14 protein-coding genes and 1 tRNA gene are annotated in these 19,987 nt (G+C 68.3%); 10 read left to right on the forward strand and 5 right to left on the reverse strand.

What is annotated here, in order from left to right:
* The first annotated feature begins 9 nt into the window (after window positions 1-9).
* Window positions 10-666 (forward strand): nucleoside triphosphate pyrophosphohydrolase, encoded by a 657-nt coding sequence (locus J5V96_RS01540; protein WP_208499868.1) that lies wholly within the window; start codon window positions 10-12, stop codon window positions 664-666.
* Window positions 667-708: 42 nt separating this feature from the next.
* Entirely contained in the window at window positions 709-1,989 is a 1,281-nt protein-coding gene (gene hisS / locus J5V96_RS01545) for a histidine--tRNA ligase (protein ID WP_208499870.1), read from the forward strand.
* Between the two features lie 12 nt (window positions 1,990-2,001).
* Here hisS and J5V96_RS01550 read toward each other — a convergent pair whose 3' ends face one another.
* Window positions 2,002-3,270: an APC family permease gene (locus tag J5V96_RS01550; protein WP_208499873.1), complete on the reverse strand. Its 1,269-nt coding sequence runs from the start codon at window positions 3,268-3,270 to the stop codon at window positions 2,002-2,004.
* Between the two features lie 143 nt (window positions 3,271-3,413).
* Here J5V96_RS01550 and J5V96_RS01555 point away from each other — a divergent pair, with 143 nt between their 5' ends.
* The 7 genes from J5V96_RS01555 (at window position 3,414) to J5V96_RS01585 (ending at window position 9,700) form a co-directional block, all read left to right on the forward strand.
* The gene (locus J5V96_RS01555) at window positions 3,414-4,385 is read left to right on the forward strand and encodes a CPBP family intramembrane glutamic endopeptidase (protein ID WP_208499876.1); all 972 of its coding nucleotides are present in this window, start codon (window positions 3,414-3,416) and stop codon (window positions 4,383-4,385) included.
* A 55-nt stretch (window positions 4,386-4,440) separates the two neighbouring features.
* On the forward strand, window positions 4,441-5,721 hold the full coding sequence (gene eno, locus J5V96_RS01560) for a phosphopyruvate hydratase (protein WP_208499878.1): 1,281 nt from the start codon (window positions 4,441-4,443) through the stop codon (window positions 5,719-5,721).
* Window positions 5,722-5,750: 29 nt separating this feature from the next.
* Window positions 5,751-6,311 (forward strand): FtsB family cell division protein, encoded by a 561-nt coding sequence (locus J5V96_RS01565; RefSeq protein ID WP_307793176.1) that lies wholly within the window; start codon window positions 5,751-5,753, stop codon window positions 6,309-6,311.
* A 34-nt stretch (window positions 6,312-6,345) separates the two neighbouring features.
* The gene (locus J5V96_RS01570; RefSeq protein ID WP_208499879.1) at window positions 6,346-6,864 is read left to right on the forward strand and encodes a DUF501 domain-containing protein; all 519 of its coding nucleotides are present in this window, start codon (window positions 6,346-6,348) and stop codon (window positions 6,862-6,864) included.
* Window positions 6,861-8,117, forward strand: a complete 1,257-nt coding sequence (locus J5V96_RS01575; RefSeq protein ID WP_208499881.1) for a S8 family serine peptidase — start codon at window positions 6,861-6,863, stop codon at window positions 8,115-8,117. Before J5V96_RS01570 ends, J5V96_RS01575 begins: the two co-directional genes overlap by 4 nt.
* A gap of 33 nt (window positions 8,118-8,150) precedes the next feature.
* Complete coding sequence (locus J5V96_RS01580) at window positions 8,151-9,548, forward strand: NAD(P)/FAD-dependent oxidoreductase (RefSeq protein WP_208499883.1); 1,398 nt, start codon at window positions 8,151-8,153, stop codon at window positions 9,546-9,548.
* A gap of 78 nt (window positions 9,549-9,626) precedes the next feature.
* Window positions 9,627-9,700: transfer RNA gene (locus J5V96_RS01585), tRNA-Leu, on the forward strand.
* Between the two features lie 173 nt (window positions 9,701-9,873).
* Here J5V96_RS01585 and J5V96_RS01590 read toward each other — a convergent pair.
* The 4 genes from J5V96_RS01590 to J5V96_RS01605 all read right to left on the reverse strand — a co-directional run bounded on the left by J5V96_RS01590 (window position 9,874) and on the right by J5V96_RS01605 (window position 19,791).
* The gene (locus J5V96_RS01590) at window positions 9,874-10,563 is read right to left on the reverse strand and encodes a hypothetical protein (RefSeq protein ID WP_208499885.1); all 690 of its coding nucleotides are present in this window, start codon (window positions 10,561-10,563) and stop codon (window positions 9,874-9,876) included.
* Window positions 10,564-11,016: 453 nt separating this feature from the next.
* Window positions 11,017-11,256, reverse strand: a complete 240-nt coding sequence (locus J5V96_RS01595) for a hypothetical protein (RefSeq protein ID WP_208499887.1) — start codon at window positions 11,254-11,256, stop codon at window positions 11,017-11,019.
* Between the two features lie 75 nt (window positions 11,257-11,331).
* Window positions 11,332-11,520, reverse strand: coding sequence for a hypothetical protein (locus tag J5V96_RS01600; protein WP_208499889.1), 189 nt, complete (start codon window positions 11,518-11,520; stop codon window positions 11,332-11,334).
* Between the two features lie 855 nt (window positions 11,521-12,375).
* A complete protein-coding gene (locus tag J5V96_RS01605; RefSeq protein ID WP_208499890.1) occupies window positions 12,376-19,791 on the reverse strand; it encodes a hypothetical protein in 7,416 nt (2,471 codons plus the stop codon).
* A 16-nt stretch (window positions 19,792-19,807) separates the two neighbouring features.
* On the opposite strand from J5V96_RS01605, the gene J5V96_RS01610 reads away from it, so the two are divergent.
* Entirely contained in the window at window positions 19,808-19,978 is a 171-nt protein-coding gene (locus tag J5V96_RS01610; protein WP_208499892.1) for a hypothetical protein, read from the forward strand.
* Window positions 19,979-19,987 lie beyond the last annotated feature (9 nt).

The following is a 19,987-nucleotide window of genomic DNA, read 5'->3' on the forward strand; positions in this document are numbered from 1 at the left end:
GCTCGATTCATGACCTCGGATGCTCTCGCCCGCGCCGTCGACACCATGCGGCAGGTCCGCGACCGGTGCGTCTGGACGCAGGCCATCGATCACCGTGCCCTCGTGCCGTACCTCATCGAGGAGAGCCACGAGCTGGTCGACGCCATCGAGGGCGGATCGCGTGCCGACCTGCGGGAGGAGCTCGGCGACCTGCTCTGGCAGGTGCTGTTCCACACGGAGATCGCCTCGCGCGACGGCGAGGATCCGTTCACGATCGACGACGTCGCCCGCGCGCTCGTCGAGAAGATGGAGCGCCGTCACCCGCACGTGTTCGCGGGCGAGACCGCCGAGACGCCCGAGCGTGTGCTCGAGCTGTGGAACGCGGCGAAGGCGGCCGAGAAGCGTCAGCGTGCGTCGGTGCTCGACGGTGTGGCCCGCTCGATGCCGTCGCTCGCGCTGGCGCAGAAGCTGCTCGGCAAGGCCGGTCAGGTGGGGGTCGGCGCCGAGATCGCCCTCGCGGTGCACGATGCGGAGGAGGTCGGCGCCGTGCCGGAGTCGGAGGAGGAGCTGGGCGACCTGCTGCTCACCCTCACCGCGGCCGCGCGGGAGAAGGGCTGGGACGCCGAGCGCGCGCTGCGCGAGCGGCTCCGCGAGCTCGAATCGGACATCCGCGACGCCGAGTCCTGAGCCTCAGGGGAGGGCCTGCGGATCTGGGAGAATGGATCCGCTATGGCTTCCGTGAACGCTCCGCGCGGCATGCGCGACTTCCTCCCCGCTGACAAGGCTCGTCGCGAGCGTGTGCTCGCCGTCATCCGCGAGCGCTACCGCGCTCATGGCTTCGACGAGATCGAGACTCCCGTCGTCGAGGAGTACGCGCGCCTTCACGCCGGCATCGGAGGCGACAACGAGAAGCTCGCGTTCAACATCCTGCGCCGCGGCCTCGACGCCGAAGCGGTGCGCGCGGCGGCGGACGACCAGTCGGCCCTCACCGACCTCGGGCTGCGCTACGACCTGACCGTTCCTCTGGCGCGCTTCTACGCGACCAACCGCGGGGAGCTGCCCGGCGTCTTCCGCTCGATCCAGATCGCGCCCGTGTGGCGCGCGGAGCGTCCTCAGAAGGGCCGCTACCGCCAGTTCATGCAGTGCGACATCGACATCATCGGCGACGCCTCGGCGCGCGCCGAGGCCGAGCTGATCACCGCATCGCTCGACACGCTCGCGGCGCTCTCGCTCGAGGGCGCGACCGTGCGCATCAACGACCGTCGCGCGCTCGACGGCATGCTCGACGTCTTCGGCTTCGCCCCGCAGGAGCGCCCGGGCGTGCTCATCACGATCGACAAGCTCGACAAGATCGGCCCTTCGGGCGTCACGGCGGAGCTGCGCGAGCGCGGGGCGACGCCGGACGCCGTCGACGCGTTCGAGCAGTTCCTGAATCGTCCGCAGACGCTCGAGGCCCTGCCGTACGGGGAGGCGCAGATCCGCAAGGCCCTGCCCGAGGGCGTGTCCCACGAGGTCGTCACGCACCTCGTCGGCATCGGCGATTCGGTCGCAGCCGCGCGCGGGGGAGAGGTGCCGCTGCTGTTCGATCCCTTCCTCGTGCGCGGGATGGGCTACTACACGGGCACGATCTTCGAGCTCGCGCACCCCTCCGTCTCGTACTCGCTCGGCGGCGGCGGCCGCTACGACGGCATGATCGGCCGCTTCCTCGGCCAGGAGGTGCCTGCGGTCGGCTTCTCGATCGGGTTCGAGCGCATCGTCGACCTCGTCGCGCTCGACGACGCGGGTGCCGCGCCGTCGGTCGTGCTGGTGCACGACAAGGACGTGCCGGTCGCCGAGCTGCTCTCGCTCAAGGCGCAGCTCATCGCCGAGGGCTCGCGCGTGCGTCTCGAGCAGCGTCCGAAGAACATGAAGGCGCTGCTCGAACGGGCAGAGGCCGACGGGTACACGGCGTTCGCGTCGGTGCGTGCCGGCACCACGCGGGACGCCCTGGAGCTCAAGCCGCTCGGCTGATCCCGGCCGCTCTCACTCCCCGGATCGCGCCCGTTCCCGGCGCAGACGCAGGACGCGACCCGCCATGCCGACCGCGAGCACGGCAGCGCCCGCGACGACGCTCTGCCACGGAAGCGTGAACGCGAGCAGCAGGCAGCCGGCCACGCCGAGGGCCTGCATCCCGCGCGGATAGCGACGCACCTCACGGCGCTGGCGCCAGGCCGAGAGGTTCGCGATCAGGTAGTACAGCAGCACGCCGAACGAGGAGAAGCCGATCGCGCCGCGCAGATCGGCGACCGCGACAACCCCGATCACGACGACCCCGACGGCGAGCTCCATGCGGTGCGGCACGCGGAAGCGCGGGTGCACGGCCGACAGGAACGGCGGCAGGTCGTGCTCGCGCGCCATGGCGAGCCCGGTGCGGCCGATTCCCGCGATGAGCGCGAGCAGGGCGCCGAGCGAGGCGGCGGCGGCGCCGATCCGCACGACGGGCGCGGCCCATCCCCATCCGGCTGCGCTGACCGCGTCGGCGAGCGGGGCGTTCGACGAGGCGACCCCGGATGCGCCCAGCGCCCACAGCAGCGATGAGCCGACGGCGGCGTAGACCACGAGTGCGATGACGAACGCGATGGTGATCGCATGCGGGATGGTGCGCGCCGGATCCTTCACCTCCTCGCCCATCGTCGCGATGCGGGCGTACCCGGCGAAGGCGAAGAAGAGCAGGCCCGCCGCCTGCAGGAGGCCGAGCGATCCGAGGGGGAGCTCACCCGCGAACGCAGCGCCCCCGGCGGCCGGTGCGGTGAAGCCCCCGGCCACGGCGATGGCGAGCGCGAGCAGCGCGACCGAGACGATGATCTTCGTCGCCAGCGCCGTGCGCGTGACACCCAGGAGATTCACGCCGACGAGGGCCGCCACGGCGAGGAGGGCGACCGGCCGCTCCCAGCCCGCGGGCGCGGCGTATGCGGCGAAGGTCATGGCCATCGCCGCGCAGCTGGCCAGCTTGCCGATCAGGAAGCACCATCCCGCGGCAAAGCCCCACCAGGCACCGAGCTCCGCCCGGCCGTAGGCGTAGGTGCCGCCGGCGGCGGTGTGCACGGCGGCCAGCTGTGCGGACGAGGTGGCGTTGCAGTATGCGACGACGGCGGCGATCGCGAGGCTCGCGAGCAGCCAGGGTCCCGCGGCCTGCGCCGCCGGGCCGAACGCCGCGAAGACCCCGGCGCCGATCATGGCTCCGAGCCCGATGGCGACCGCGTCGACCAGGCCGAGGCGGCGGGCGAGGGCGGGAGTGGGGCTCGTGGGCATGCGCGGGAGTATATGCGGCACGGGTGTCCTCGCCGCGGCATCGCGGTGGCCGGTCGAGGGAGTCCGCTCGTCGCCGCGGGCATCGGGCATGCTGGGCGGGAGGGATCCCGCGCTGCGGCGCGGCCTGATCGAAGGGACCGCGCATGAGCGCCGCCACTGATACGGCACGGGAGACCGTGCGCTGGAAGGCCGTCGGAGTGTTCGTCGCGACGGCGATCGGCCTCGCCTGGATCGTCGCGTCGCCGCTCTGGCTCGGCGATGGCGTCGCGTCGCCCCTGCTCACGCCGATCGCCTCCGCGATGATGTTCACGCCGGCGCTGGCGGTGCTCGTGGTGGTGCTGCTGATGCGCGTGCCGCGTGCCGATCGCCTGCGGCACCTGGGGATCTGGCCGCTGCGTCCGGCGAAGCGCACCGTCGGAGTCGTGGTGGCGCTCCTGTTCGGCGCACCAGTGGTGGTCTTCGCCGTCGTGCTGGTCAGTGCGGCCCTGGGATTCGTCCGGCTCGACCTCGTCGGCTTCTCCGGGCTCGCCGAGGCGCTCGCGCCCGCCCTGGAAGCCGCGGGCGTCGATCCGGGGACGGTGCCGATCCAGGCGATCGCGATCAGCCAGATCGCCGCGATCCCGCTCGGCGCGCTCATCAACTCGCTCTTCGCGTTCGGCGAGGAGATCGGGTGGCGGGGATGGCTGCTGCCTGCCCTGCGCCCGCTCGGCGTGTGGCCGGCCCTGCTCCTCTCGGGAGTGATCTGGGGGCTGTGGCACGCCCCGGTGATCCTGCTCGGGTACAACTTCGGTCGGACGGATGCGGTCGGCCTCCTCCTGATGGTCGGCGGATGCGTCGCGTGGGGAGTGCTGTTCGGATGGTCCCGGCTGCGCACCGGATCGGTGTGGCCCGCGGTGGTCGGGCACGGCGCCCTGAACGCCGCGGGAGGTCTGGTGGCGGTGCTGGCAGCCGCAGGCGAAACCCCGGACATGGCGCTGGTCGGACCGCTCGGGGTGGTGTCCTGGGTGGTGCTCGCGGCCGTCGTCGCCATCCTGGCGGCCTGCGGACAGTTCCGTCGTGACGTGCTCGGATCCGCGCTGACGCCGCGTCCTGAGAGGACCCTGAGCACGCCCTAGACTGGCCTGCGGGGCTGAGCAGGCCTCACATCGTCCACTGAGAGGAAGTCGTCCCGTGGCACTGATTGAAGCTGTAGGAGCTCGCGAGATCCTGGACTCGCGCGGAAACCCGACCGTCGAGGTGGAGGTGCTCCTCGAAGACGGCACCGTCCAGCGCGCCGCCGTTCCGTCGGGTGCGTCCACCGGCGCCTTCGAGGCGTACGAGCTGCGTGACGGCGACAAGGCCCGTTACGGCGGCAAGGGCGTGCAGAAGGCCGTCGACGCCGTCATCGACGAGCTCGGCCCGGCCATCGAGGGCCTCGAGGCCTCCGAGCAGCGCCTCGTCGACGCCGCCCTCATCGAGGCCGACGGCACCGCCAACAAGTCGCGCACCGGCGCCAACGCCATCCTGGGCGTCTCGCTCGCCGTGGCCAAGGCCGCGGCCGACTCGGCCGACCTGCCTCTGTTCCGCTACCTCGGCGGCCCGAACGCGCACGTCCTGCCCGTCCCGGCGCTCAACGTCATCAACGGCGGCGCGCACGCCGACACCGGCGTCGACATGCAGGAGTTCTTCCTCGTGCCGCACGGCGCCGAGACCTTCGCCGAGGCGCTCCGCTGGGGCACCGAGACGTACCACGTGCTCAAGGCCGAGCTGAAGGCCGGCGGCTACGCCACGGGTCTCGGCGACGAGGGCGGCTTCGCCCCCGACCTGCCCAGCAACCGCGAGGCGCTCGACTTCCTGCTCAAGGCCATCGAGAAGGCCGGCTACACGCCCGGCACCGACATCGCCGTGGGGCTCGATGTCGCCGCCACCGAGTTCTTCTCGGATGGCAAGTACCGCTTCGAGGGCAAGGACTGGTCGGCCGACGAGCTCACCTCGTACTACGAGGAGCTTCTCGCCAACTTCCCGCTCGTCACCATCGAGGACGCCCTCGCCGAGGACGACTGGGACGGCTGGAAGAACCTGACCGACCGCATCGGCTCGAAGGTGCAGCTGGTCGGCGACGACCTGTTCGTCACCAACCCGCAGCGCCTGGCCGACGGCATCCAGCGCGGTGTCGCCAACTCGCTCCTGTGCAAGGTGAACCAGATCGGCTCGCTCACCGAGACGCTCGACGCCGTGTCGCTGGCCCACAACTCGGGCTACACGGTCATGATGTCGCACCGCTCCGGTGAGACCGAGGACACCACGATCGCCGACCTCGCCGTCGCGCTCAACGTGGGTCAGATCAAGTCGGGCGCGCCCGCTCGTTCCGACCGCGTCGCGAAGTACAATCAGCTTCTGCGCATCGAGGAGGAGCTGGGCTCCGCCGCGAAGTTCGCCGGACGCAGCGCCTACCCGCGCTTCCAGGCGTAATCCGCAAGAGTGACGTGAAAGGGGGAGTCGTGACCAGAAGGCCGGCTCCCTCTTCCGCATCCGGGCGTGGGCCCGCCCGTCAGAGCCGCTCCGCGACCGGATCCGTCGCCACCGTGGCGGACGCACGCGAGTGGCTCGGAGGGATCCGGTTCTCCGCCTTCACGGCGATCATGCTGGGGCTCGTCGTGCTGGCGGTGCTGGTGCTCACCCCCACTGTTGCGACGTATGTGGAGCAACGGCAGAAGATCGCCGCGCTCACCGAGTCCGTGCAGGTCACGGAGGGGGAGATCGCCGACCTCGAGCGCGAGCGTGAGCGCTGGAAGGATCCGGCCTACATCACGACGCAGGCGCGGGAGCGGCTCTACTACGTCAAGCCCGGCGAGGTGCGGTTCCTGGTGATCGACGACCTCGACGATGCGACGGTTCCGAACGATCCCGAGCCGGTCAGTGCGGAGGTCGAGGAGCGCGAATCCGACTGGATCGGCGGCCTGATGCGCTCGCTCGCCGGTGCCGCGACCGCGCAGAACGCGGTCGAGATCACGATCGGGCAGCCCGACGAGCCGCAGCCGGCGCAGACACCGGCGCCCTGACGGTCTCTCAGGGGCGCTTCGGTAGCCTGGAGGAGTGACGACGCCTCCCTTCGCCCCTGTCCGCGACATCGACATCGAGGTCGTCTCGGCCCAGCTCGGACGCGAGGCACGAGGCGTCGTCGGCATCGCCGCCCGGTGCGTGTGCGGCAACCCGACGGTCGTGGCCACGTCGCCGCGCCTTCCCGACGGCACGCCGTTTCCCACGTTCTACTACCTGACGCATCCTGCCGCGACGGCGGAGATGTCGCGTCTCGAGGTCGGCCAGGTCATGGTCGAGCTCAACCGCCGCCTCGCCGATGAGCCCGAGTTCGCGGCGCAGTATCGCCGAGCCCACGAGGCCTTCGTTGCCGACCGTGCGCAGTTCGGTGACGTGCCCGAGATCGCCGGCGTCTCGGCGGGAGGGATGCCCACGCGCGTCAAGTGCCTGCATGCCCTCGCCGGCCACGCTCTCGCGGCCGGCCCGGGCGTCAACCCGGCGGGCGATGTCGCCCTGGCGCTGTCGGCATGGTCGCCGGAGCGCTGCGAGTGCGCCGACCCGGGCAAGGCGGGATGAGGCGGCTCGCTCGCCTCGCGGCGCTCGCTCTCGCGCTCGTTGTGCTCACGGGCGCGACGCCCACTCCCACGCCGACGGAGACTCCGACGGTGCGCGAGCGCGAGTACTGGATCGCCGATCTCGGCATCGACAAGGCGTGGGCCGCCACCAAGGGCAAGGGTGTCACGATCGCCGTGCTCGACAAGGGGATCGTCGAGGGGCCGCCCGCCTTCGCCGGAGTGGTCGGCGGAGCCGACATGTCCGGCGTCGGCGCCCCGAACGGGCGCAAGCCGGTCGATGTGAAGGAGCGGGATCACGGCAGCTGGGTCGCCTCGATGGCCGCCGCCCGCGATACGGGCGACCAGGGGGAGATGATCGGCGTCGCACCTGAGGCCTCGCTGCTGTCCGTGTCGCTCGGCTTCGGCGATCTGGCCGCGGTGCCGTTCGACGAGCAGGTCGCGAAGGGCATCGTGTGGGCGGTCGACCACGGCGCCGACATCATCAACCTGTCGTTCACGACCGGGCGGCAGAGCTGGCCGGAGTCGTGGGACGACGCCTTTCTCTATGCGATGACGCACGACGTGCTCATCGTGGTCGCGGCCGGCAACCGCGGCAGCGGCACCACCTCGGTCGGTGCTCCGGCCACGATCCCGGGTGTGCTCACGGTCGGCGGCGTCGACCCGAAGGGCAAGGCCAGTGTGGAGGCCTCCACGCAGGGCATCACGATCGGCGTGGCCGCTCCGAGCGAAGAGCTGCTCGGCATCGGCGCCGACGGCACCCTCAGTGTCTGGCCCGGCACGAGCGGTGCGGCCCCCATCGTCGCCGGTGTCGCCGCCCTCGTCGAAGCAGCCCATCCGGGCATCTCCGCGATCGATGTGATGAACCGGATCATCAAGACGGCTAAGAAGCCGGCGGACGTCTCGAAGGTGCCGGATCCGCTCTACGGCTACGGCGTGATCGATGCTCACGCAGCGGTCACCGCCGACGTTCCCTCGGTCACGAAGAACCCCATGGGCGATCTGGCGGCTTGGGTCAAGGTCAACCGCCGTCAGGAGGCCGGTCCGCTGCCCACGCAGACCGCGGCACCGGTCGAGGTGCCGCCGCTTCCGCCCGTGGAGACGCAGCCCGAGGCCGGATCATCCTTCCTTCCTTCGGCCGAGGAGTTGCGCACGGGCACCCTGCCGCTCTTCGCCCTCTGCGGCGCTGGTATTCTCGTGGTGCTGGGTGTCATCGCGGCTGTGCGACGAGCCCGTTCGGCCCGTGTGCGGCGGTAGCCGGCAATCCCCGATTCAAGGAGTTCTCCCCTCGTGCCCAAGATCCTCATCGTCGGCGGCGGCTACGCGGGCTTCTACACCGCGTGGAAGCTCGAGAAGCACCTGCGTCGCGGGGAGGCGGAGGTCGTCATGGTCGACCCGCTTCCGTACATGACGTACCTGCCCTTCCTGCCCGAGGTCGCGGCCGGATCGATCGAGCCGCGTCACACGGTGGTCTCGCACCGCCGTCACCTGAAGCGCACTCAGCTCATCACCGCGAAGGTGACCGGCATCGACCACGCCAACAAGACGGCCACGATCACGCCCGAGGGCGGCGCGCCGTACGAGCTCGCATACGACCACGTCGTCGTGACCGCCGGATCGGTCTCGCGCACCTTCCCGATCCCGGGCATCGCGGAGAACGCGGTCGGCCTCAAGTCGGTCGAAGAGGCCATCTACGTCCGTGACACGCTGATCTCGAACTTCGAGAAGGCTGCCGCACTGCCCCAGGGCGACCCGCTGCGTCAGCGCCTGCTGACGACGATCGTCGTCGGCGGCGGCTTCGCCGGCATCGAGACCTTCGCCGAGCTGCGCTCGCTGGTGTCGTCGCTGCTGAAGGACTACCCGGGCGTCACCTTCGACGAGACCCAGTTCCACCTCATCGAGGCGATGGGCCGCATCATGCCCGAGGTGTCGCTGCCGACCAGCGAGTGGGTGCTCAAGTCCCTCGCGGAGCGTGGTGCGAACGTGCACCTCGATACTCAGGTCACCTCGGCTGTCGACGGCATCGTCGAGACCTCGACGGGCGAGTCGTACCCCGCCGGCCTCATCGTCTGGACGGCCGGCGTGATGGCCAACCCCCAGGTCACGCGCGGCGGCGACCTGCCGCTCGAGCCCCGTGGTCGCATCACGACGCAGGCCGACCTCCGCGTGATCGACGCCGACAAGAACATCGTCGAGGGCGCGTGGGCCGCCGGTGACGTGGCGGCCGTGCCGGACAAGACCGGCGGACTGCCCGACGGCACCTGCGTCCCCAACGCCCAGCACGCCGTCCGCCAGGCCAAGCGCCTCGCGAAGAACCTCGTCGCGGTCATCCGCGGCGAGGAGCCGGTCGACTACTTCCACAAGAACCTCGGCGCGGTTGCGGGCCTGGGTCTCTACAACGGCGTCTTCCAGTCCGGCAAGACCGCCATCAAGGGCTTCTTCGCCTGGGTCGCCCACCGTGGCTACCACGGTCTCGCGATGCCGACGTGGGAGCGCAAGTGGCGCGTGATCTGGGGCTGGGTGCACAACTTCTTCCTCGGCCGCGACAACGTGCAGCTCGCCGCCGCGCAGCAGCCGCGTGCGTTCTTCGAGGCCTTCGCCTCGCGTCCCAAGCCCCCGATCGAGCAGCCGGTCGAGCCGGTTGCCGCGCCGGCTGAGGCGGTTGCCGCGCCGGCTGAGGTCAAGTAACAGCGCGACAGCGACCGAGAGCCGTCGCCCCTTTGGGGGTGGCGGCTCTCGCCGTATCCCACCGGTAGCGTGGAGAAGCCCCCCGTAGCCCAACCGGCAGAGGCAGGCGACTTAAAATCGCCGCAGTCTGGGTTCGAATCCCAGCGGGGGGACGGCATCCGTCCCTTCCGAGACTCAGTCCCGCTGATCGGAGACGGTGGATCCCCGCGGCCGGTATCTCGATAGGATCGGCGGACCGTGGATCGCATCCGCGCCGTCGCCGCCGTCGTGCGGCCCGAACCGTCGGCAGACGACCATGAGACGAAGGGGGGCGCGTCGCATGGTTTCATCCAGGTTCGACGATGCCGTCGAAGCCGGCCTCGGCGCGGAAGCGGGGCCGATCGCCGATGACTGATGGCACACCGGTCTCCTTCGACATCACCGCCGCCAATCTGAAGGCGCTCGCGACCGAGGGCAGTGCTGTGCTCACGCCTGGCAGCGGATCCAGCACCAGCGAGTCGGTCTCGGACTCGTCGGCCGCCGTGAGCCAGTCGGCGACGGCGACGGTGACGGCGACCAGCCAGACGCCCGCACCGGCGCCCGCGCCCGTGAGTGCGCCGGCGAGCGAGTCTGCCGCGCCGGCGAGCCAGTCTGCCGCGCCTGCGAGCCAGTCTGCCGCGCCTGCGGTGGCGCCCGTGAGCCAGTCGACGTCCGCGACTCCCGTCTCGGGCAGCCTGTCGGCATCGAGCAGCCTGTCGACCTCGTCCTCCGCGTCGCAGAGCGGATCCGCGTCGGGATCCGCGTCCGTGTCCACGTCGGTCTCCGGCTCCGCGTCTTCCTCTGCGTCCGCCAGCGACTCGAGCAGCGTGTCTGCTTCCGCCTCGGACTCCACCGCGCGTGCTGCCTCGACAAGCGCGTCGTCTTCGCTCGCGGTCTCGCAGAGCACTTCCGCCAGCGTGTCGACGTCGGGCTCTGCGGCCGCGTCGCAGAGTGCCTCGGTGAGCGCCTCGTCCTCCGGCTCGACGTCGCAGAGCACCTCGGCCAGTCAGTCCGAGTCGGCGACGAGAGCGGCGTTGCTGGTCAAGACCGCTGCTGCGGCGGCGCCCGCGATACCGAGCTACTCGGACCAGGGGCTGACGAACGCGGGAATCTCCTTCGGAGCGGGTGCCGATCCGCGACTCTCCAGCACCTCTGCCGGCCGGGCCTGGTACTCGTTCACCGGTGTCGGCAGGTACAACGCGAGCACCGTCTCTTACCGCACGGCCATCACGACGTCCGACGGCAACATCACCTCGGCTAACTACGCCTCGGTGATCTCCGCCACGGACATCTCCATCAACGGCGTCCAGGCGCGCTTCGTCACGAACCCGATGTACATCGGCGACACGCTGTTCGCGGGCTACCTGACGACCGGCAGCGGTCTGCTGATCGCCGTCGAGGCGCTGCCCACGGGGGGTATGTCGGTCTACGACATCAGCTCACTGTTCTACTACTTCAGCGGCACGAGCACGCCTGGGAACACACCCAGCCTGATCGTCTCCAACAGCCAGTCCGCAAGCCTCTCGACGATCCAGTCGGCGACCACGAGCGCGAGCGGATCGACGTCTGCGAGCAAGTCGGCGGTGGCCGCGGTCAGCCAGTCCGCCTCGGCGAGCGGATCGTCCTCCGCAAGCGCGTCGGCGCTCGCCTCGGCCAGCCAGTCGGCATCGGCCAGCACCTCAGGCTCCACGTCGGCAAGCGCCTCCGGGTCAGCGTCCGCCAGCCAATCGACATCGGCCAGCGCCTCCGGGTTCGTCTCGGCGAGTCAGTCCGCCTCGGCCAGCAAATCGGCGTCCCTGTCCGTCAGCCAGTCGACGTCGGCGAGTGCGTCGGGGTCCGCGTCGACCAGCGGGTCGCTCTCCTCGAGCCAGTCGGTGTCGGCGAGCAAGTCGAGCTCGGCCTCGGCAAGCGGATCCCTCTCTTCGAGCCAGTCGGGCTCGGTGTCTGCAAGCAAGTCGGGCTCGGTGTCGGCGAGTCAGTCCGGATCTGTGTCGAGTAGCCAGTCGGTGTCTGCGAGCGGGTCGCTTTCTTCGAGTCAGTCGGTGTCTGCAAGCAAGTCGGGCTCGGTGTCGGCGAGTCAGTCCGGATCTGTGTCGAGTAGCCAGTCGGTGTCTGCGAGCGGGTCGCTTTCTTCGAGTCAGTCGGTGTCTGCGAGCAAGTCGGGCTCGCTCTCTTCGAGTCAGTCCGGATCTGTCTCGGCTAGCCAGTCGGTGTCTGCGAGCGGGTCGCTTTCCGCGAGTGGCAGTGCGTCTGCTTCGGCGAGTGGGTCGCTGTCTTCGAGTCAGTCGGGCTCGGTGTCGGCGAGTCAGTCCGGATCTGTCTCGGCTAGCCAGTCGGTGTCTGCGAGCGGGTCGCTTTCCGCGAGTGGCAGTGCGTCTGCTTCGACGAGTGGGTCGCTGTCTTCGAGTCAGTCGGGCTCGGTGTCGGCGAGTCAGTCCGGATCTGTGTCGAGTAGCCAGTCGGTGTCTGCGAGCGGGTCTCTTTCCGCGAGTGGCAGTGCGTCTGCTTCGACGAGTGGGTCGCTGTCTTCGAGTCAGTCGGGCTCGGTGTCGGCGAGTCAGGCCGGATCTGTCTCGGCTAGCCAGTCGGTGTCTGCGAGCGGGTCTCTTTCCGCGAGTGGCAGTGCGTCTGCTTCGACGAGTGGGTCGCTGTCTTCGAGTCAGTCGGGCTCGGTGTCGGCGAGTCAGGCCGGATCTGTCTCGGCTAGCCAGTCGGTGTCTGCGAGCGGGTCTCTTTCCGCGAGTGGCAGTGCGTCTGCTTCGACGAGTGGGTCGCTGTCTTCGAGTCAGTCGGGCTCGGTGTCGGCGAGTCAGGCCGGATCTGTGTCGAGTAGCCAGTCGGTGTCTGCGAGCGGGTCGCTTTCGAGCAGTGAGTCGGGATCTGCGTCGGCCTCAGCCAGCGCTTCGGCCTCAGCGAGCGGCTCGGACTCCGCCAGTGCGTCGACAAGTGGTTCCCTGTCAACAAGTGGTTCCGCCTCAGCGAGCGGTTCGGCGTCGGTCTCGACGAGCGGCTCGCTGTCGGTGAGTGGGTCGGCGTCGGCGTCGACGAGTGGGTCGCTGTCGGTGAGTGGTTCGGAGTCTGTCTCAACGAGTGGCTCGCTCTCGACGAGTGGTTCGGAGTCGGCTTCCACAAGCGACTCGCTCTCGGTCAGCGTTTCGGAGTCGACCTCGACGAGTGGCTCGCTCTCGACGAGTGGTTCGGAGTCGGTTTCGACGAGTGGCTCGCTCTCGACGAGTGGTTCGGAGTCGGCCTCGACGAGCGGGTCGCTGTCGACGAGTGGGTCGCTGTCGGTCTCGACGAGTGGGTCGTTGTCGACGAGTGGTTCGGAGTCGGTCTCGACGAGCGACTCGCGCTCGGTCAGCGGTTCTGAGTCGGCTTCCACGAGCGACTCGCTCTCGGCCAGCAGCTCGGATTCGACCTCGACGAGTGGGTCGCTGTCGACGAGTGGGTCGCTGTCGACGAGCGGGTCGCTGTCGACGAGCGGTTCAGAGTCGGCTTCCACGAGCGACTCGCTCTCGGCCAGCAGCTCGGAGTCGGTCTCGACGAGTGGCTCGGTCTCGACGAGTGGTTCGGAGTCGGTCTCGACGAGTAGTTCGCTCTCGACGAGTGGTTCGGAGTCGGTCTCGACGAGTGGCTCCCTCTCCACGAGCGGTTCGGAGTCGGTCTCGACGAGTGGTTCGCTCTCGACGAGTGGTTCGGAGTCGGTCTCGACGAGTGGCTCGCTCTCGGTCAGCGGTTCGGAGTCCGTCTCGACGAGTGGCTCCCTCTCCACGAGTGGTTCGGAGTCGACCTCGACGAGTGCTTCGCTCTCGATGAGCGGCTCGGAGTCGGCCTCGACGAGCGGGTCGCTGTCGGCAAGCAGCTCGGAGTCGGTCTCGACGAGTGGGTCGCTGTCGACGAGTGGTTCGTTGTCGACGAGCGGTTCGGAGTCGGCTTCCACGAGCGGCTCGCTTTCGGCCAGCAGCTCGGAGTCGACCTCCACGAGTGGCTCGCTCTCCACGAGTGGTTCGGAGTCGGCTTCGACGAGTGCCTCGCTCTCCACGAGTGGTTCGGAGTCGGCTTCGACGAGTGCCTCGCTGTCGGCCAGCAGCTCGGAGTCGGCCTCGATGAGTGGCTCGCTGTCGACGAGTGGGTCGCTGTCGACGAGCGGTTCGGAGTCGGCTTCCACGAGCGACTCGCTCTCGACGAGTGGTTCGGAGTCGGTTTCGACGAGTGGTTCGTTGTCGACGAGTGGTTCGGAGTCGGTTTCGACGAGTGGTTCGTTGTCGACGAGTGGTTCGGAGTCGACCTCGACGAGTGGCTCGCTTTCCACGAGTGGTTCGGAGTCGACCTCGACGAGTGCTTCGCTTTCCACGAGTGGTTCGGAGTCGACCTCGACGAGCGGGTCGCTGTCGGCCAGCAGCTCGGAGTCAGTCTCGACGAGTGGTTCGTTGTCGACGAGTGGCTCCCTCTCGACGAGCGGTTCGGAGTCGGTCTCGACGAGTGGCTCGCTTTCCACGAGTGGTTCGGAGTCGGTCTCGACGAGCGACTCGCTCTCGGTCAGCGGTTCGGAGTCCGTCTCGACGAGTGGCTCTCTCTCCACGAGTGGTTCGGAGTCGGTCTCGACGAGTGGTTCGCTGTCGACGAGCGGTTCGGAGTCGGTCTCGACGAGTGGCTCGCTGTCGACGAGTGGTTCGGAGTCGGTCTCGACGAGAGACTCGCTCTCGGCCAGCAGCTCGGAGTCGACCTCGACGAGCGGGTCGCTGTCGACGAGCGGGTCGCTGTCGACCTCGACGAGTGGCTCGCTTTCCACGAGTGGTTCGGAGTCGGTCTCGACGAGTGGTTCGTTGTCGACGAGCGGTTCGGAGTCGGCTTCCACGAGCGGCTCGCTTTCGGCCAGCAGCTCGGAGTCGATCTCCACGAGTGGCTCGCTCTCCACGAGTGGTTCGGAGTCGGCTTCGACGAGTGCCTCGCTGTCGGCCAGCAGCTCGGAGTCGACCTCGACGAGCGGGTCGCTGTCGACCTCGACGAGTGGCTCGCTGTCGACCTCGACGAGTGGCTCGCTTTCCGCGAGCGGTTCGGAGTCGGCCTCCACGAGTGGGTCGCTGTCGACGAGCGGTTCGGAGTCGGCTTCCACAAGTGACTCGCTCTCGGCCAGCAGCTCGGAGTCCGTCTCGACGAGTGGCTCGCTGTCGACGAGTGGTTCGGAGTCAGCTTCCACGAGCGACTCGCTCTCGGCCAGCAGCTCGGAGTCGGCCTCGACGAGCGGCTCGCTCTCGGTGAGTAGCTCGGAGTCGACCTCGACGAGCGGTTCCGAGTCGGTGTCGACGAGTGGTTCATTGTCGACGAGTGGTTCGGAGTCGGCTTCCACGAGCGACTCGCTCTCGGCCAGCAGCTCGGAGTCCGTCTCGACGAGTGGCTCGCTGTCGACGAGCGGGTCGCAGTCGGCCTCGACGAGCGGTTCGGAGTCGGTCTCACTGTCCACGAGCGGTTCGGAGTCGGTCTCGACGAGTGATTCGTTGTCGACGAGCGGCTCGGAGTCGGCTTCCACGAGCGAGTCGCTGTCGGCCAGCAGCTCGGAGTCGGCTTCCACGAGCGACTCGCTCTCGGTCAGTGGTTCTGACTCGACATCGACGAGTGGCTCGCTTTCCATGAGCGTTTCGGAGTCGGCTTCCACAAGCGACTCGCTCTCGACGAGTGGTTCGGAGTCGGTCTCGACGAGTGGGTCGTTGTCGGCCAGTGGTTCGGAATCGACCTCGACGAGTGCCTCGCTTTCCACCAGTGATTCGGAGTCGGTCTCGACGAGTGGTTCGCTCTCGACGAGCGTTTCGGAGTCGACTTCCACGAGCGACTCGCTCTCGACGAGCGGTTCTGAGTCGGTCTCGACGAGTGAGTCGCTGTCGACGAGTGGTTCGGAGTCGGTCTCGACGAGTGGCTCGCTGTCGACGAGTAGCTCGCTGTCCATGAGTGGGTCGGAATCGGAGTCGGTGTCGACGCGCGGTTCGTTGTCGGCCAGCGGCTCGGAGTCGACCTCGACGAGTAGCTCGCTGTCGGTTAGCGGTTCGGAGTCGACCTCGACGAGTGGCTCGCTCTCGGTGAGTAGCTCGGAGTCGACCTCGACGAGCGGGTCGCTCTCGGTGAGTAGCTCGGAGTCGACCTCGACGAGCGGGTCGCTATCGACGAGTGGGTCGCTGTCGGTGAGCGGTTCCGAGTCGGTCTCGACCAGTAGCTCGTTGTCGGTGAGCGGTTCGGAGTCGGTCTCGACGAGTGGTTCGCTGTCGACCAGCGGGTCGCAGTCGGTGTCGACGAGTGGTTTGCTGTCGGCCAGCAGCTCGGAGTCGGTCTCGACGAGTGCTTCGCACTCCGCGAGCGGTTCCGAATCGGTCTCGACGAGTGCTTCGCTCTCCACGAGCGGTTCCGAATCGATCTCGACGAGTGGTTCGCTGTCGACCAGCGGTTCCGAGTCAGCGTCGACGAGCGGTTCGCTCTCCACGAGCGGCTCGGTGTCGGCCAGCAGCTCGGAGTCGGCGTCGACCAGCAGCTCGCTCTCCACGAGTGGTTCCGAGTCAGTCTCGACGAGCGGTTCGCTGTCGGTGAGCGGTTCGGAGTCGACGAGCGGTTCGGAGTCGGTTTCGACCAGCGGCTCACTGTCGACAAGCAGCTCGGAGTCGGTCTCGACCAGCGGCTCGCTGTCGACAAGCAGCTCGGAATCGACCTCGACGAGTGGCTCGCTTTCGGCGAGTGGTTCGGAGTCGGCCTCGACGAGCGGGTCGCTGTCGGCCAGCAGTTCGGAGTCGGCCTCGATGAGTGGATCGCTGTCGACGAGCGGTTCGGAGTCCGTGTCGACGAGTGGTTCGGAGTCGGTGTCCACGAGTGGGTCGCTGTCGACGAGTGGTTCGGAGTCGGTTTCGACGAGTGGCTCGTTGTCGACGAGTGGCTCGTTGTCGACGAGTGGGTCGTTGTCGACGAGTGGTTCGGAGTCGGCTTCCACGAGCGACTCCCTCTGGGTCAGCGGCTCGGAGTCTGTTTCGACGAGTGGCTCGCTTTCCACGAGTGGTTCGGAGTCGGTCTCGACGAGTGGCTCGCTCTCGGTGAGCGGCTCGGAGTCGACCTCGACGAGTGGTTCGCTTTCGATGAGCGGCTCGGAGTCGACCTCGACGAGTGGTTCGCTTTCGGCCAGCGGTTCGGAGTCGGTGTCGACGAGTGATTCGTTGTCGACGAGCGGTTCGGAAGCGGCTTCCACGAGCGACTCGCTCTCGGCCAGCAGTTCGGAGTCGACCTCGACGAGTGGTTCGGAGTCGGCTTCCACGAGCGGTTCACTCTCGGCCAGCAGTTCGGAGTCGGTCTCGATGAGTGGTTCGGAGTCGACCTCGATGAGTGCCTCGCTTTCCACGAGTGGTTCGGAGTCGGTTTCGACGAGTGGTTCGCTTTCGGCCAGCGGTTCCGAGTCGGTCTCGACCAGCGGCTCGCTCTCCACGAGTGATTCGGAGTCGGTTTCGACGAGCGGTTCGGAATCGGCTTCCGCGAGCGACTCGCTCTCGGTCAGCGGTTCTGTGTCGACCTCGACGAGTGGGTCGCTGTCGACGAGTGGTTCGGAGTCGGTTTCGACGAGCGGTTCGTTGTCTGTGAGTGGTTCGGAGTCGGCCTCGACGAGTGGTTCGCTTTCGACCAGCGGTTCGGAGTCGGTGTCGACGAGTGGTTCGCTGTCGACCAGCGGGTCGGGGTCGACCTCGGCCAGCGGTTCGCTGTCGGCCAGCAGCTCGGAGTCGGCCTCGGCGAGTGCTTCGCTCTCCACGAGCGGTTCCGAATCGGTCTCGACGAGTGCTTCGATCTCGACGAGCGGCTCGCTCTCCACGAGCGATTCCGAATCAGTCTCGTCGAGTGGTTCGCTGTCGATCAGCGGTTCCGAGTCAGCGTCGACGAGTGGCTCGCTCTCGACGAGCGGTTCGGCGTCGGTGAGTGGCTCCGAGTCGGTTTCGACGAGCGGTTCGTTGTCTGTGAGTGGTTCGGAGTCGGTCTCGACCAGCGGTTCGCTCTCGGCCAGCAGCTCGGAGTCGGTGTCGACGAGTGATTCGTTGTCGACGAGCGGTTCGGAGTCGGCTTCGACGAGTGGGTCGCTGTCGGCCAGCAGCTCGGAGTCGGCTTCCTCGAGCGACTCGCTCTCGGTCAGCGGTTCGGAGTCGACCTCTACGAGTGGCTCGCTTTCCACGAGCGGTTCGGAGTCGGTTTCGACGAGTGGTTCGCTTTCGATGAGCGGTTCGGAGTCGACCTCGACGAGTGGTTCACTTTCGGCCAGCGGCTCGGAGTCGGTCTCGACGAGGGGTTCCTTGTCGACGAGTGGTTCGCAGTCGGCCTCGAGAAGCGGCTCGCTATCGACGAGTGGTTCGCTGTCGGCGAGTGGTTCGGAGTCGATCTCCACGAGTGGTTCGCTTTCGGCGAGCAGTTCTGAGTCCGCCTCGACGAGCGGTTCGCTGTCGGTGAGCGGTTCGGAGTCGGTCTCGACGAGTGCTTCGCTTTCCACGAGCGGTTTGGACTCGGCGTCGACAAGCGGTTCGCTGTCGGTGAGCGCTTCGGAATCGATGTCCACGAGTGGATCGCTATCGGTGAGCAGTTCGGAGTCCGCCTCGACGAGTGGTGCGCTGTCGGTGAGCGGTTCGGAGTCGGCCTCGACGAGTGGTTCGCTGTCGACCAGCGCTTCGCTGTCGACCAGCAGCTCGGAGTCGGTTTCGACGAGTGGTTCGCTGTCGGTGAGCGGTTCGGAGTCGGCGTTGACCAGCGCCTCGGTGTCGGCGAGTGGTTCGCTCTCGGCTAGCGGTTCCGAGTCGATCTCGACGAGCGCTTCGCTCTCCACGAGTGGCTCTGAGTCGGCTTCGGCGAGTGGTTCGGACTCGGTGTCGGCGAGTGGTTCTCTCTCGACGGGTGGTTCTGAGTCGACATGGACGAGTGGTTCGGTGTCGGCCAGTGGGTCGGCGTCGGTGTCCACGAGTGGTTCTCTGTCGACGAGTGGTTCTGAGTCGACGTCGACAAGTGGTTCGGCGTCGGCCAGCGGTTCCGAGTCGGTTTCGACGAGCGCTTCGCTTTCCACGAGTGGTTCCGAGTCGGTTTCGACGGGCGGTTCGCTGTCGGCCAGCGATTCGGAATCGGCCTCGACGAGCGGCTCGCTGTCGGTGAGCGGTTCGGAGTCGGCCTCGGTGAGTGGTTCGCTGTCGACCAGCGGTTCGGAGTCGATCTCGACGAGCGAGTCCCTGTCGACCAGCGGCTCGCTGTCGGTGAGCGGTTCGGAGTCCGTCTCGACCAGCGGGTCTCTGTCGGCCGGCGGTTCTGAGCCGGCCTCGATGAGCGGTTCGCTGTCGACGAGCGGCTCGCTCTCCGCGAGCACCTCCGAGTCGGTCTCCGCGAGCGCTTCGGAGTCGGTCTCGACGAGTGGTTCTCCTTCGCAGAGCGGTTCGGCTTCGCTGTCGGCCAGCAGCTCGGGTTCGGTCTCGGCGAGCGGTTCGCAGTCGGCCAGTGCTTCCGAGTCCACGTCGACGAGCGATTCGCTCTCGGCGAGCGGATCATTGTCAGCCAGCGCGTCGCAATCCGCCTCGGCGAGCGATTCGCTGCCCAGCAGCGATTCCGGCTCGCTCTCGACGAGCGGCTCGGATTCGCTCTCGACGAGTGGTTCGCAGTCGGCCAGTGCTTCCGAGTCCCCTTCGACGAGCGGCTCGCTCTCCACGAGCGGCTCGCTCTCCACGAGCGGCTCGCTCTCCACGAGCACCTCCGAGTCGGTCTCCGCGAGCGCTTCGGAGTCGGTCTCGACGAGCGATTCGCCGCCGAGCAGCGACTCCGGCTCGGTCAGCGACTCCGTCTCGACGAGCGACTCGCTTCCGGCCAGCGACTCGGCCTCGACGAGCGGCTCGCTCTCGACGAGCGGCTCGCTCTCGACGAGCGATTCCGTCTCAACGAGCGACTCGCTTCCGGCCAGCGACTCCGCGTCGACGAGCGACTCGCTCCCCGCGAGCGAATCCGCCTCGGCAAGCGGCTCACAGCCCGCGAGCGATTTGGGCTCGGCGGCACCGGGCACAGCTCCGTTCGCCAGTGAGTCGGCATCGGGAGCGACCCCGCTGGCGGACGGTTCGACGTCCGTCAGCGCGGCTCCTGCGGAAGCGGCTCCCTCCGCGAGCGCGGATTCGACGTCAGCATCCAGCTCGGAGGACTCGGGGATCGCCGCCAGCTCGTCGGCCTCTGCCAGCGAGTCGCAGCGCAACGAGATCTACGAGTCGGTGAGCGGCACGCTCTCGGCGAGCGACTCGGAGTCGTCTGTCGCCGATTCGGTGATCCAGAGCATGTCGCAGGTCGAGCGACAGCTGACCAGCGAATCCGCGGCTCCGAGCCCGACATCGCGGATCGGATCCCTGCTCGCATCCCTGAACATCTTCGGAAACCGGAAGTAGTGGCGCGGC

Origin of the sequence: Microbacterium stercoris, assembly GCF_017592545.1 — a bacterium.
Classification (GTDB): domain Bacteria; phylum Actinomycetota; class Actinomycetes; order Actinomycetales; family Microbacteriaceae; genus Microbacterium; species Microbacterium stercoris.